Source organism: Micromonospora sp. SCSIO 07396 (assembly GCF_053667945.1).
Genome location: NZ_CM132210.1, coordinates 4,987,401 through 5,002,558, shown reverse-complemented (window position 1 = coordinate 5,002,558; position 15,158 = coordinate 4,987,401). Strand labels below are relative to the sequence as shown.

General features: G+C 70.3%; 9 protein-coding genes. 5 read left to right on the top strand and 4 right to left on the bottom strand.

Going from position 1 to position 15,158, the window contains the following annotated elements; translation table 11 throughout:
- Positions 1 to 13: 13 nt before the first annotated feature.
- Positions 14 to 589: an anthranilate synthase component II gene (locus tag ACWCHM_RS21415; protein WP_421489195.1), complete on the bottom strand. Its 576-nt coding sequence runs from the start codon at positions 587 to 589 to the stop codon at positions 14 to 16.
- Positions 586 to 2,109, bottom strand: coding sequence for an anthranilate synthase component I family protein (locus ACWCHM_RS21410; protein WP_421489194.1), 1,524 nt, complete (start codon positions 2,107 to 2,109; stop codon positions 586 to 588). Before ACWCHM_RS21410 ends, ACWCHM_RS21415 begins: the two co-directional genes overlap by 4 nt.
- 266 nt (positions 2,110 to 2,375) lie before the next feature.
- On the opposite strand from ACWCHM_RS21410, the gene ACWCHM_RS21405 reads away from it, so the two are divergent.
- From ACWCHM_RS21405 to ACWCHM_RS21385, 5 genes are all read left to right on the top strand, one after another.
- Entirely contained in the window at positions 2,376 to 3,770 is a 1,395-nt protein-coding gene (locus ACWCHM_RS21405; protein ID WP_454219524.1) for a class II 3-deoxy-7-phosphoheptulonate synthase, read from the top strand.
- Between the two features lie 415 nt (positions 3,771 to 4,185).
- Entirely contained in the window at positions 4,186 to 6,879 is a 2,694-nt protein-coding gene (locus tag ACWCHM_RS21400) for an RICIN domain-containing protein (protein WP_454219523.1), read from the top strand.
- Positions 6,880 to 7,309: 430 nt separating this feature from the next.
- Complete coding sequence (locus tag ACWCHM_RS21395) at positions 7,310 to 8,680, top strand: lectin (protein ID WP_281900020.1); 1,371 nt, start codon at positions 7,310 to 7,312, stop codon at positions 8,678 to 8,680.
- Between the two features lie 178 nt (positions 8,681 to 8,858).
- On the top strand, positions 8,859 to 10,094 hold the full coding sequence (locus ACWCHM_RS21390; RefSeq protein WP_454219521.1) for an RCC1 domain-containing protein: 1,236 nt from the start codon (positions 8,859 to 8,861) through the stop codon (positions 10,092 to 10,094).
- 328 nt (positions 10,095 to 10,422) lie between these two features.
- Positions 10,423 to 12,873 carry a ricin-type beta-trefoil lectin domain protein gene (locus tag ACWCHM_RS21385; RefSeq protein WP_454219519.1) on the top strand — a complete coding sequence of 817 codons (2,451 nt, stop codon included), beginning with the start codon at positions 10,423 to 10,425 and terminating at the stop codon, positions 12,871 to 12,873.
- Positions 12,874 to 12,953: 80 nt separating this feature from the next.
- Here ACWCHM_RS21385 and ACWCHM_RS21380 read toward each other — a convergent pair whose 3' ends face one another.
- Positions 12,954 to 13,988: a glycoside hydrolase family 11 protein gene (locus ACWCHM_RS21380; RefSeq protein ID WP_204956729.1), complete on the bottom strand. Its 1,035-nt coding sequence runs from the start codon at positions 13,986 to 13,988 to the stop codon at positions 12,954 to 12,956.
- Between the two features lie 481 nt (positions 13,989 to 14,469).
- A complete protein-coding gene (locus tag ACWCHM_RS21375; RefSeq protein ID WP_454219517.1) occupies positions 14,470 to 15,153 on the bottom strand; it encodes a DUF5825 family protein in 684 nt (227 codons plus the stop codon).
- Between the last annotated feature and the right edge of the window lie 5 nt (positions 15,154 to 15,158).

Genomic DNA, 15,158 nt, shown 5'->3' with positions numbered 1-15,158 from the left:
CCCCGACCGGGCCTCAGACCGGAACCGACGTGGTCAGGAAGTTCTCCAGCAGCCGTCTGCCACCGACGGTGGTGATGCTCTCCGGGTGGAACTGGATGCCCTCCACGGGGAGGTGCCGGTGCCGCAGACCCATGACGAACCCGTCGTCGTCGGAGTGTGCGGTCGCCTCCAGCACGTCCGGCAGCGGCTCGCCGACCACCAGCGAGTGGTAGCGGGTGGCGACCATCTCCGGCGTCAGGCCGGTGAAGACGCCCCGCCCGTCGTGCCGTACGACGCTGGTGCGGCCGTGCATCGGCCGGCCGGAGACCAGCACCTCGGCGCCGAAGGCCAGCCCGATGGCCTGGTGACCGAGGCACACCCCGAGCACCGGCACCTGGCCGGCGAAGAGTCGTACCAGCTCCACGTGACCGGAGTCGGCCGGATGCCCCGGTCCGGGCCCGAGCACCACCGCGTCCGGTTCCCAGGCCAGCAGTTCGGCCTCCGGCAGCGTCTTCGACCGTACGGTCTCGGCCTGCACGCCGAGGTCGCGCAGGTACTGCTGGATGATGTGCACGAAGCTGTCGTAGGCGTCGATGAGCAGCACCTTCACGGCAGCAACTCCTCTCCGGTCAGCGCCCAGTAGGCGGCTGACATCTTGTGTAGGGTCTCGGCCCATTCCCCCTCGGGGTCGGACTGCGCCACGATCCCCGCCGAACTCTGGGTCGAGTAGCGGACCCCGTCGAAGGAGACGGTGCGGATGCAGAGCGCCAGCTCGCTCCAGCCACGCGGGTCGATCAGGCCGACGGTGCCCGCGTAGCTGCCCCGGTCGTCCCGCTCGATCTCGCTGATGATCTCCATGGCCCGCAGCTTCGGGGCGCCGGTCATCGTGCCCGCCGGGAAGGTGGACCGCAGCGTCGTCCACACGTCGGCACCGGGCTCCAGCCGGGCGGAGACCGTCGACACCAGGTGGAACACGTGGGAGAAGGTCTCCACCGCCATCAGCCGGTCGACCGCCAGGCTGTGCGGGCGGGCGACCCGGCTGACGTCGTTACGACACAGGTCGACCAGCATGATGTGCTCGGCGCGCTCCTTGGTGCTGGCGAGCAGCGCGGCGATGCGTTCGTCATTGCCCGTGCCGGTGGGGTCGCGGCGGGTGGTGCCGGCGATCGGCCGCATCACCAGCAGGTCCTCCTCGGTGCGGAACAACAGCTCCGGGCTGGCACCGATCAGGGTGGTGCCGTGGTGCGGCAGGAGATACATGTGTGGCGACGGGTTCTTGGCCCGCAGCCGGCGGTAGACCTCCAGCGGGGTCAGCGACGTGCGCACGTCGATGCGGTGGCCGATCTGGATCTGGTAGATGTCACCGACGCGGATGTGCTCCAGGCAGCGGCGCGTCCAGCCGAGGAACGTCTCCCGGTCGACGTTGTCGCTGACCTCGTCGGGGACCGGTGCCGGGGGCACCCCCGTCGGCTGCCCGGCCGGTCGGCCGGCGGGCGGCACGCCGGGGGAGGCGGGGAAGCACGGGTGGTCGCCGCGTAGGTGCCGGACCCGTCCCGAGCCCGCGTCGAACCAGACCGAGTTCCGGAACAGGGTCAGGGTCAGATCCGGCAGGTCACCCGCGGGCCGGGGCGGCAGCTCCTCCATGTGCCAAGCGGTGCCGTATCCGGCGGTGAGCAGGAAACCGAAGGCGTACGCCTGCCTCGGCTCGTCGGTCTGCACGTCGAAGAGGCCCTGGGTGTGGCGCAGCAGCTCCCAGACGCCCGCCGGCCGGTCGAATCCCCACCGGCCGGGCCCGTCCGGACGCAGGCCGAGCCCGGAGGCGAGCTGCCGGAGCGCGTCGACGATCGTCGGCACACCGTCGAACTCCAGGTGTTCCCGGTACAGCCGCACCTGCGCGAGACGCCCCCAGCCGACCACCGATCCCCGTCGCTGCGGCTCCGGCCCGGAGAGGCTCTCCAGCAGGAACACCTCCTGGCTGCCCAGGCCGTCGGCGAGGGCCGCGTAGAGCTCCAACGGATCGCGTTCGGCCAGCTCGGTCGACACCACCGTGACCGGTAACCTCAGCCGGTCGAGCAGGCCCGTGGTCGGCCCCGCGTCGTGATCCGTCCGGGCGACTCCACTCGTCAGCATCACATCCCCCTTCGCCGCTGCCAGCCAAGCAGGTGTCCCCGGGCGACCCCAGACCATTTGCCGGCTACCGGACCGGTCCACTTCGGCCTCGCGGCACCGACCGGCCGAGAGGATCGCCAGGTCATCGGGGGGTGCCAGCGGGTTCGCCGGGTGCCGGGGTGGACTGCGGCAGGTTTGACGGGGCCGGGTCCGCCGGGCCTACGCTCAGCCCTGCCGGCCCATGACCCGTCCCACAGATCCATGCTCTGCCGACGCGGAAGGCTGCCATGACCCGCGCTCTGCTCGCTGCTGCGCACCACGTCCCCACCACCGACGCCCCGACGGCCGACCACTGGCGCGGCCGACCGGTCGCCCAGGCGCCCGACTGGCCGGACAGCCGGCTGCTGGACCGGGTCGTCGGGGAGCTCAGTACCGCGTCCACCCTGGTGTCACCGCAGGAGTGCGACGACCTGACCGACCGCCTGGCGCAGGTCGCCCAGGGTGCGGGGTTCCTGTTGCAGGGGGGCGACTGCGCCGAGACGTTCGGTGGCACCTCGTCCCTGGCGGTCCGCCGGAAGCTGGAGACCCTGCTGCAGATCGCGGTGGTCCTCACGTACGCGGGCTCCCTGCCGGTCGTCAAGATCGGGCGGATGGCCGGGCAGTTCGCCAAACCACGGTCGGTGCCGACCGAGACCCGTGACGGGGTGACCCTGCCGGCCTACCGCGGCGACGCGGTCAACGGCATCGAGTTCACCGCGCAGGCCCGTCGGCCCGATCCCCGCCGCCTGCACGAGATGTACCAGGCGTCGGCGGCGACCCTGGCGATCATCCGGGCGTTCCTGACCGGTGGTTACGCCGATCTGCGGCAGGTGCACGCGTGGAACCAGGACTTCGTGGCCCGCTCACCCGTCGGGCGGCGCTACGAGCGGCTCGCCGACGACATCGACCGCGCGCTGCGCTTCGTCCAGGCCTGCAACATGGACCTCGCCGGGACCCGGAGCGTCGACCTGTACACCAGCCACGAGGGTCTGCTGCTCGACTACGAGGAGGCGTTGACCCGGACGGACCCGCGCACCGGTCGGCGGTACGCTGGCAGCGGCCACCTGCTGTGGCTGGGGGAGCGCACCAGGCAGTTGGACGGTGCCCACCTGGCGTACCTGACCAGCATCGCCAATCCGATCGCCGTGAAGCTCGGTCCGGCTACCACCGCCGACGAGGTGGGCGCCTACATCGACCTGCTCGACCCGCAGCGTCGGCCCGGCCGACTGACCTTCATCGCGCGGATGGGGGCCCAGGTGGTCCGCGACCGGCTGCCCGCACTGGTCGAGGCGGCGGGTTCGGTCGGCGGTGTGGTCACCTGGATCAGCGACCCGATGCACGGCAACACGATCACCGCCCCGAGCGGGCACAAGACCCGGCGTTTCGACGACATCGTCGACGAGGTGACGGGCTTCTTCGAGGTGCATGCCGCGCTGGGCACCCATCCGGGTGGCCTGCACATCGAGTTGACGGGCGACGACGTGGCCGAGTGCGTCGGTGGCGGCGAGCCGATCGCCTTCGACGACCTGCACGCCGGGTACGAGTCGGCGTGCGATCCCCGGCTGAACCGCAGCCAGTCGATCGAGTTGGCCTTCCGGACGGCGGAACTGTTGCACGCCCAGTTCCACGGCAACGGATCGTAACGGTCCCGGCGGCGGCCGTGGGTCGTCCGACGACCGGCAGGCGCGCGCGACGCGGGCCGGGCCGGGTCTGTCCGGTCACGATTACGCATAGGCGGTTGACAATTGGTGGTTGCGGCCCAAAAGCGTGACGCCTACGCTTCAGGGCAGAATTCCGTGACCACGGGCAAGAACGCTCGGGCGGTCGGCGGGAGTTCCCTGTGGCGGGGCACTGCCGCCGGCTGATGCCGGTCGTTCGAACGTGCACCTTGCTACTGCCGGTCGCGGTGTCTCCCAGTAACCCGCCAACGGCCGAACCCGCCGGAGCACCCTGTCTCCCGGCGCGGCGGCCCATGTTCGCCCGGCGGGTTCACTGTCGCACCCCCAGGACACCTGTCCAGCGGACATGTCTGTCGGTGGCCTGCGAAAGGAACGCTACGTGAAAACAGCCCTCTCCACCGCCCGAAGGTCGCTGCTGGCCGGCGCGTTGCTCGTCGCCGCCGCGTGTCCGGCCGTGATCGCGAATCAACTGCCGGCGTCGGCGGCAGTCCAGGCGACCTACTACGTCGCGCCGGACGGCAGCGACACCAATCCCGGCACGATGGAGTCGCCCTTGCGGACGCTGCAACGCGCCCGGGACGTGGTGCGTACTGTGAACGTGAACATGACCGGGGACATCCAGGTCTACCTGCGGGGCGGCCGGTATCCGGTGAGCAGCACCATCGAGTTCGGCGCGGCCGACTCCGGCAGCAACGGCTACCGGGTCAGCTACTCCGCCTACCCCGGTGAGACCCCGGTGCTCGACGGGGGCGTGCCGGTCACCGGCTGGACCCAGCACAGCGGGAACATCTGGAAGGCGCCGCTGGACCGGGCCAACAAGCTGCGCGCGCTCTACGTCAACGACAAGCGGGCCGTCATGGCGACGAAGACGGTCGGCTCGGCGGGCTGCTACGGGACGTACACCATCACCGCCGGGCAGGCCGCGTGGGCGTGGGAGTCGGGCTCGCAGTGCGACGGCGCGAAGTACAACCTCAACGACTTCCCGGCGATCGCCCGCAACGCCGAGGACATCGAGATCGAGACGGCGACCACCTGGACCACCGCCATCGTCGGGGTACGCCAGGTCACCTCCGACGGGGCGAACCGGGTGGCGTTGTTCCAGCAGCCGGGTGCCGCCATCGCCCAGGGCGCGTTCAACGGCAACGCCCAGAGCGGCGGCAGCCACAAGCTGATGAACGCCTACGAGTTCCTGGACGCGCCCGGTGAGTTCTTCTTCGACAAGGGCAGCAGGACGCTCTACTACTACAAGAGCAGCGCCGAGAACATGGCGACCGCGTCGGTGTTCGCGCCGAACAACGTGACCACCCTGCTGCGGGTCGCCGGCACCTCGACGGGCAGCCACGCGCGCAACCTCACCTTCGCCGGGCTGACCGTGCAGCACTCCGACTGGAACCTGTTCTCCGTGGCCGGTTCGTCGTACAAACAGGCGCAGCAGGGCAACCTCGGGGCGCAGGCGTACGCCAAGCGCAACTTCCACGACTACTACTACCGCAACGTCGACGTCACACCGGGCATGATCCAGGTGGAGAACGCCGACAACATCCTGCTGAGCCGCAACCGCATCCAGCACAGCGGCGCCGACGGCGTCAACATGGTCAACGACGTGCAGAACAGCCAGTTGACCGGGAACTTCACCAACGACATCGCGGGTTCCGCGATCACCGTCGGCCACCCGCAGCACGTCTACATCGGCGACGGCACGTCGACCAACCGGGAGAAGTGGCTGCCGCAGGTCGAGGGGCTGCCGAAGAACATCGACATCAGGAACAACTACCTGTACGACAGCGCGGTGCTGTTCAACGGGCACAGCCCGATCTCGGCGTACTTCGTGGACACCCTGACGATCCAGCGCAACCGGATCGAGAAGTCGCCGTGGTCGGGCATCACGCTCGGCTGGGGCTGGTGGAACTTCGACGGGTCGTCGGGTTCGATCGCGCCGAACCGGCCCACCACGACGGCCCGGAACAACACCATCAGCTACAACCACATCATCGACACGGTGCAGCGGCTCAGCGACACCGCACCCATCTACACGTTGGGCGCGCAGCCGGGGACGACGATCACCAACAACTACCTCCAGGGGGTGCCGTCCGGGCACAAGTACGGCCTGCACCCGGACGAGGGTTCGGCGTACATCACGTTCCGGGACAATGTGCTCAGCGTGGACAAGAACATCACCTGGATGATCAACTCAGACGACTTCGGGCGCAAGCACGACCTGAGCATCACCCAGATCTACGGCCCGATCAACAAGGTGTCCAACAAGAACCTGCCGAACAGCACGGTCAACGACATCCTGGTCTCGTCCGACTACGTCTGGCCGGCGGCGGCGTACGGCATCGCCGCCGCCTCCGGGCTGGAGGACGCCTACCGGGACATCGTCCCGGCGGCCAACCTGTCGTTGCCGAACTACGTGCTGCCGGCCAGCACCTTCGTCACCAGCGCCTCGGCGACCATCCCGATCCGCAGCACCGGCGACGCGTCCAAGACGGTCTGGCTGGCCCCCGCCGGCACGACCACCTTCACCGCCGGCCCGACGATGACCCGGGCGGCGGGCACCGCCACCTCCATCGCGGTGCCGACGAACCAGGGCGAGTACCGGCTGTTCGTGGTGGACGCCCAGGGCAACCGGTCGGCCGAGTCCGGCTCGCTGGTCCGCCAGCAGGGCACCGGCAGCGGTCAGCAGGGTGGCCGGCTGGTGGGCGGGCAGTCCGGCCGCTGCGTCGACGTGCCCAACGCCAGCACCACCAACGGCACCCAGGTGCAGCTGTGGGACTGCACGGGCGGCACCGGCCAGCAGTGGACGTACACCAGCGGCAGGCAGTTGACCGCGTACGGCAGCAAGTGCCTGGACGCGAGCGGCGCGGGTACCTCCAACGGCACCGCGGTCATCATCTGGGACTGCCACGGCGGTGCCAACCAGCAGTGGAACCTCAACGCCAACGGCACCCTGACCAACGCCCAGTCGGGGCTCTGCCTCGACGCGAACGGCGCGGCCACCGCCAACGGCACGAAGCTCATCCTCTGGTCCTGCAACGGCGGGTCCAACCAGCAGTGGAGCCTGCGCAACTGACCTGGCGTCCCCGGGGCCGGGCCGACCGGCCCCGGGGAACCGCTGCGTGAGCTGCGGTCCGTCGCCGTGGAGGGGTGACCCCGGGCCGCAACCCGCCCGACACAGCATTGACATATTTCACTATCCGACCTAGGGTCTTGCCGAATCGATTCGACGTCCGGCGCCACCACACCGGACCTCGACCGGGTGGCGTTCGGGCACGACGTGGACCACCGGCCGATTCCACGACCAGCCGGTCCCGCCTGGGCAGCGGGCCCCGCAAGGCTGGCAGCTGCGGCGACGGGCCGGTCGGCGTCGTACGCGTACCGCGCGTCTCCCGGTGGGCCGTCCTTGGCGGGTGCGGTCGGCGGGAGCAGGTCGGGCGCGACACGTCGGAACCGTCGTGGACCCCGTACCCGAAGCAGTCATGCCGAGTGGCAGGAGCCCCATCGTGACAAGGCGCAGATCCATCCTCGGTTCCCTCGCGGCGGCGGCGGCCCTCGTCGTGACCGTGGGCGCGACGACCCTCGCCGGCGGCCCCGGCACCACCGCCGCGGCGGCCGGTGTCTCGGCGGCCGCCGCGACCGCCGGGTGCGGCAAGGCACCCACGTTGACCAGCGGCCAGCGGACCATCCAGAGCAGCGGCCAGAACCGCAGCTTCATCCTCCGGATCCCCGACGGCTACGACCGCAACCACCAGTACCGGCTGATCTTCGGCTTCCACTGGAACGGCGGCACCGCCAACGACGTCGACGGAGGCGGCGCGGACGGGGCCGCCTGGTCCTACTACGGGCTGCGCCAGCAGGCGAACAACAGCACGATCTTCGTGGCCCCCCAGGGCAACGGCAACGGCTGGGCCAACCCCGGCGGGCAGGACGTCACCTTCGTCGACGACATGGTCCGGCTGATCGAGAACGACCTGTGCGTCGACACCACGCAGCTGTTCGCGCTGGGCTTCAGCTACGGCGGCGGGATGAGCTACTCGCTGGCCTGCTCCCGGGCGAACGTCTTCCGGGCCGTCGCGGTCTACTCCGGCGGGCAGCTCAGCGGGTGCAGCGGCGGCAGCCAGCCGATCGCCTACATGGGCATCCACGGCATCGGGGACCCGGTGCTCAACGTCTCGGCCGGCCGGTCCCTGCGGGACACCTTCGTGCGCAACAACGGGTGCACGGCGCAGAGCCCGCCCGAGCCCCGGGCCGGCAGCCTGACCCACATCACCACCACCTACTCCGGCTGCCGCGCCGGCTACCCGGTCGTGTGGGCCGCCTTCGACGGCGGGCACACCCCGGGTCCGGTCGACGGGGGCGGGGACAGCGGCGTGCGGACCTGGACCAAGGTCGAGGTGTGGCGGTTCTTCACCCAGTTCGGCAGCACCGAGCCGACGCCGAGCCCGACGGTGACGCCGACCGGTAACCCGACCACCCCGCCCCCGGGCGGCACGGGCGCCGTGCGCAACTCGTCCTCCGGGCGCTGCCTGGACGTCAACGGCGGCACGCAGACCAACGGCTCCGCGGCGATCATCTGGGACTGCCACGGGCAGGCCAACCAGAGCTGGACCTCGACGGCCGCCCAGGAGCTGCGGGTGTTCGGCGGCAAGTGCCTGGACGTCAACGGCGCGGCCACCGCCAACGGCAGCTCGGTGATCATCTGGGACTGCAACGGCCAGGCCAACCAGCGGTGGCGGTTCAACGCCGACGGCACGATCACCGCGGTCGGCTCGGGCCGCTGCCTGGACGTGGTCGGCAGCGGTACGGCCAACGGCACGCGTACCCAGATCTGGGACTGCAACGGCAGCGCCGGCCAGCGGTGGAGCCGGAGCTGAGCCGCTGGGACGTCAGCGGAGGACATCGGTAGGACCAAGGTTGCCCCGGCGGGAGCTATGCATTGATGCAATTCAATGCATAGGGTCACTGCTGTACGAGGTGGGTCGATGCGACCCGCCGGGGCGACGCTGCCTCCGCCGTGCAGAAATCGACGTTCGTCTGGGGAGAGAACAGAACATGAACGAACAACAGGACAGTCGGCTGTGGGCCCGATGGCGGCGGACGGCCCGCACCGCCGTCACCGCGGCGGCGGTCTCGCTCGGGATCGCCACGCTCGCGGTCGGCTTCTCGGCGGGTGCGGCCGTCGCGGGGGTCGGCGTCACCGGGCAGGGCACGTCCGGCGTCGCGCTCGCCGCCGCCCCGGTCTCCCAGATCACCACGGGTGACCTGCACACATGTGCGGTCCGTACCGACGGCACACTGTGGTGCTGGGGGGACAACTACGGCGGCAAGCTCGGTGACGGCACCACCACCAACCGCACCACACCGGTGCAGGTCGGCACCGCCACCACCTGGTCGAAGGTCGACGCGGGCACCAGCAACACCTGCGCGATCCGTACCGACGGCACGCTGTGGTGCTGGGGTGGCAACTACAACGGGCAGCTCGGTGACGGCACCACCACCAGCCGGAGCACCCCGGTGCAGGTCGGCACCGCCACCAACTGGGCCAGCGTCAGCGCGGGCGCCAACCACACCTGTGGCGTCCAGACCACGGGCACGCTGTGGTGCTGGGGCCTGAACCGCAACGCGCAGCTCGGCGTCGGCACGTCCCCCTCCCGGGCGACCAGCCCGGTGCAGGTGGGCACGGAGACCACCTGGACGAGCGTGACCACCGGGTACGCGCACAGCTGCGGCGTGCGTACCGGCGGCACCCTGTGGTGCTGGGGCGACAGCACCGACGGGCAGCTCGGCGTGGGCATCCTCGGCTACCGGGCCACCCCGGCGCAGGTGGGCACCGCGACCTCGTGGGCCGGCGTGACGGCCGGGCACGCGCACACCTGCGCGAACCGCACCGACGGGACGCTGTGGTGCTGGGGTGAGAACGGGTACGGCCAGGTCGGCGCCGGCACCGGCGTGCAGACCAGCCCGATCCAGGTCGGCACCGCGACCACCTGGACGAAGGTGGACGCCAGCGTGGACTCGTCGTGCGCACTGCGTACCGACGGGAGCCTGTGGTGCTGGGGCAACAACGGGTTCGGGCAGTTGGGCGACGGCACCACCACCCACCGGTCCGCTCCGCTGCGCGTCGGCACCCTGACCACCTGGACGCAGAACCTGGCCGTCAGCTATCACAGCTGCGACGTGCGTACCGACGGGAGCCTGTGGTGCTGGGGCAACAACATGTCCGGGCAGTTGGGTGACGGCACCACGACCCACCGTTCGACCCCGGCGCAGCTGGTCCTGCCGGGCTGATCCGGACGCGCCACGCCGTCGACCCGCGCCGCCGCCGATCCGGCGACGGTCGGGTCGGCGGTGTGCCCGCCTCCCGCCGGCGTGGGGCCTCCGCCGGAACATTCGTCTGATCATTACAAAAGTCTGCCGCCGGATCCGTTCACCAAAAGGCGCGCTGATCGGCGGTTTCGCTCCACTGGTGACGTTGACCGCAGCGCGTTGTGGTGCCTAACATGTGACGTCTGATCATCGATGATCAACGATGTCAGGGTCGCGTGGGTCGACGGGCAGCGTCCCGTCCCGCGCCGGAGAGCTTCGGGGCCGGAGACCGGCTGGGGAGGCGAGTCAGATGTTCAGTTCAACAAGTCGTCGACGGGGTGTGGGTGGCGGCGGGGCACCGCGCGGACCGTGGCACAGCGGATGGCGTCCCCGGCGGTGGGCCGTATCGTTGCTCGGGGCGACGGTCGCGGCGGCGGCCGTGCTCACCGGGTTCGCCTCACCCGCCCAGGCGGCCACCGCCATCACGATCAACGGCGGGTCCGGCGGCCGGGCGCTGGACGGCATCGGCGCGGTCAGCGGCGGTGGCGGCAACAGCCGGCTGCTCGTCGACTACCCGGAGCCGCAACGCAGCGACATCCTGGACTACCTGTTCAAGCCGGGCTACGGCGCGGCGATGCAACTGATGAAGGTGGAGATCGGCGGCGACACCAACTCCACCTCCGGCGCCGAGCCCAGCCACGAGCACACCCGGGGCAGCATCAACTGCAACCGGGGCTACGAGTGGTGGATGATGGAGCAGGCCCGCGCCCGTAACCCCAACATCGCCCTGGTCGGCCTGGCCTGGGGTGCGCCCGGTTGGATCGGCAACGGCAACTTCTGGTCCACCGACTCGATCGACTACCTGGTGGCCTGGCTGGACTGCGCGGGCACCCACGGGTTGACCATCAACTACCTGGGCGGGTGGAACGAAAAGGGATACAACGCCACCTGGTACAAGAACCTGCGCTCCACCCTCAACGCCCGCGGCTACAGCAACGTCAAGATCGTCGCCTCGGACGACTTCGGCTGGGGCGCGGCCGACGAGTCGCTGCGCGACCCGGCCTTCGGCAACGCCGTGCAGGTCTTCGGCAGCCACTACGTCTGCGGCTACCGCAGCGCCCAGACCAGCTGCCCCAGCTCCAACAACGCGGTGTCCACCGGCAAGTCGCTGTGGGCCAGCGAGAACGGCTCCGACGACTACAACGCGGGCGCGCAGGCGCTCGCCCGGGGCATCAACCGGGGCTACCTCGACGGCAAGATGACCGCGTACATCAACTGGCCGGTCATCGCCGCCATCACCCCGAACATCCCCTGGGCGACCACGGGCGTGGCGGTGGCCCAGCAGCCGTGGTCCGGGGCGTACTCGATCGGCAAGAACGCCTGGGTGATGGCGCAGACCACCCAGTTCACCGCCCCGGGCTGGCGCTACCTCGACGCGTCGAGCGGGTATATCGGCGGCAACCGCAACAACGGCAGCTACGTCTCGCTGAAGTCCACCAACAACAGCGACTACAGCACCATCATCGAGACGATGGACGCCAGCGCGGCGCAGACCCTCGACTTCACCGTCACCGGCGGCCTGTCCACCGGCACGGTACGGGTCTGGTCGACCAACGTGCGCTCCAACAACACCGCCGACCACTTCGTGCGGGGCAGCGACATCACCCCGAGCGGCGGGCGCTTCTCGCTCACCGTCCAGCCCGGCTACGTCTACAGCATCACCACCACCAGCGGGCAGGGCAAGGGCACGGCGGTCAGCCCGGCGCAGGGCAACCTGAAGCTGCCGTACACCGACACCTTCGACTCGTACGCCACCGGCCGTGAGGCGCGGTACCTGATGGACCAGCAGGGCTCCTTCGAGATCGTCGGGTGCGCCGCCGGCCGCAGCGGGCAGTGCGTCCGCCAGATGTCCGAGCAGGCCCCGATCTACTGGACCTCCGGGCAGGCCGAGCCGTACACCCTGCTGGGCGACCTGACCTGGCGCAACTACACGGTCTCCTCCGACGTGCTGCTGGAGAAGTCCGGCTACGCGCAGCTCATCGGGCGCGGCAACACCTACAACCACCAGGGCCCGCAGAACATGAACGGGTACTACTTCCGGGTCACCGACGGCGGGGCCTGGTCGATCCGCAGCAACAACACCAGCGGCAACTGGCGCACCCTGGCCAGCGGCAACACCTCGGCGCTGGGCACCGGGCGGTGGCACAACCTGGCGTTCACGCTCAACGGCAGCACGCTGACCGCCGCCATCGACGGCACCACCGTCGGCACGGCCACCGACTCCACCTGGGTCGCCGGCCAGATCGGCTACGGCACCGGCCAGGGCGTCACCGCCCAGTTCGACAACCTCTCGGTGACCGCCGTCGGCTCCCCGGGCACCCCGACGGGGGAGATCCGGGGCGCGGGCTCGAACCGGTGCCTGGACGTCAACGGGGCCAGCCAGACCGACGGCGCGGTGGTGCAGATCTGGGACTGCAACGGCGGTGCCAACCAGCGTTGGTCGCTCACCTCGACCAACCAGCTCACCGTCTACGGCAACAAGTGCCTGGACGTGGCGAGCGCCGCGTCGGGGACCCGGGCCCGGATCTGGAGCTGCACCGGCGGCACCAACCAGCAGTGGCGGCTCAACGCCGACGGCACCATCGTCGGGGTCGCCTCCGGGTTGTGCCTGGACATCAACGGCGGGGCCACCGCCAACGGCTCCGCCGTCCAGCTCTGGACCTGTAACGGCGGCAGCAACCAGCAGTGGATACGCGGCTGACCGCAGGCAACGGCACGGCGGGCGGTCCCGGTGACACCGGGGCCGCCCGCCGCTGTGTCGTGCTCAGGAACCGGTCGGGATCAGGCCGTTCGACAGCTGACCGTCGGCCAGCTCCAGTTGCCGTTCGCCATGATGGTGATGCCGAAGTTGTTGCCGTTGCCGTTCGGCCTGGCGGTGACGGTGCCGCTGGTGCCGCTGACCGAGGCGTTCCAGCTGTTCTGGATGCTCTGGCCGCCGCCCAGGCCGAGGCTGACCACCCAGTTGCTGGTGCCGCTGACCGCGACGTTCAGGTTGAACCGGTCACCCCACTGCTCGGCGGCCGAGAGCACCGCGGTGCAGTTGCCGCCGGCAGGCGGGGTGGTGGTCGGGTTGCCGGTCGGCCCGCTGGTCGGGTTGCTGCCGCCACCCTCGCGGACGGTGATGTCGGAGCTGCCCTGGCTCTGGTAACCCTCGGTCGCCATGATCTGGTAGCTGTGGTTGGTGCCGAGGTTCAGGCCGGCGCGGGCCCAGGCGTCGAAGTGGTTGGCGGTGGTGATGGTGCCGCTGCTGCGCTTCTGCTGCCTGACGCTCCAGTACTGGTAGAACGTCTGGATGCCGTCGATCGACGGGGCGTTGGTGCGCAGACTGCGCAGGATGTCGTAGGTGCCGCCGTCGGTGGTCACCGTGCCCAGCCGGGTCGCGCCGCTGCTCGGGTTGTAGCTGCCGAAGTTCTCCACCACGTAGTACTCGATGAGCGGGTTGCGGGTCCAGCCGTACAGGGCGAGGTAGGTGTTGTTGTTGCCCGGGTTGTAGCTGCCCGAGTAGCTGACCGTCCGCCGGGTGCCGGTGGCCCAGCCCTTGCCGCCGACCCAGTTGTTGGTGCTCCGGTCCCAGCTGCTGCTGTAGCGGCCGTCGGCACGCAGCGTCATGCTGGCGTTGCCGCTGTCCTTCCAGAACGAGAAGAAGTAGCCGTTGTGCGTGCCGGTGAGGTTCGAGGTGAGGGTCCGGTCGTTCTCCGCGTACGCGTTGGGCGAGGCGATGAACGTGCCGGTGACGGCGAGCGCCGCGGCGCACGCGGCGCTGAGCAGCAGCCGCAGGCGACCGCTCCTTCGCGGTCGGGTCGAGGTGTCGCTCATGTACGTGTTCCTCCTCGTGACAGCTGGCGGACGCCAGCGACGCGGTACGACCCGGTGGACTGTCCGTGGCCAGGTGCGGCAGCCGGTCATTCGGTGTGTGCCACCACGCGGTGGTGGGCCGGTCGTCCAGCAGAAACCGGGGGGACGGGTCGCGGTGGGTGGTGTCGACAGCATCGAGTGCCGTCGATGGCGACGGTAGGGTGTCGATGCTCCACCTGTCAACAAGTTTCGGAAATCTTCCCGAAACATCGTCCTGAGCGGCGGTCCGACGCGGAACCGATTTCGACGGGCTGACGTCGGCTGTCACCGAGATGGGGCCGCAGGGGGCGTGTGTTAATTCGGCCGCGAGGGGGCCGCCTCCCCTGTATACCCGAAACTTTCGAGAACCGCCAGCCGAGGGTGGACGCGAGACCGCCCGCCCACCGGCCCGGGGTCGCGGGCGGGTGGGCGGGCGGTCGGTGACGCGGCCGGTGCCGGGCGGTCAGATCACCATCGACGGCAGGGGCCAGCGGCGCAGCCGGTGCGGCAGCCACACCAGCAGCTCGCCGATCTTCGTGACCAGCCCCTCCGCGCCGAAGTCACGGGCGATGGCGAGGTCGACCTCCGTGACGGCGGCACCGTCCAGCAACTGGTCGAGCACCGCCAGGTACGCCGGATCGTCGATGGTCAGCAGGTTCAACCGGCCGGAGCGGCGGTCCCGCACCTGGACGAACCCCGGACCCCGACGGTAGGTGCACTTGTCGAAGTAGAAGCCCCGGACCCAGGCGTCGAGCTGCCCGGCCGGGTCACCCTCGCCCCCCGGTGCCGCAAGCAGCTCGACCGGTGCCCGCAGGTGGCTGTACGGGAGCCACTCGTCGGCCTCGACGCCCGGCAGCCGCAGCCGCCAGTCGACGGCGATGCCGTGGCTGGTCAGCTCCCGGACCAGCACCAGCCGGCGGACCGTGTCGACGGCCGTCGCGTCGTCCCCGGTGACCGTCAGGTCCACCAGGTCGGGAACGTCGACCCGGCGTACCCCGTCGGCACGCCAGCGGGCGACCGCGTCGGCGGCCGGTTCGCGCAGTTCGGCCGGACCGATGGTCATGCCGGGGATGGACAGGACGGCCGGGTCGTGGTCCCGGGCGAGACCGACCAGGATGGGCCGTAGACCGGTGTCGGTGGTGGACACGTTCC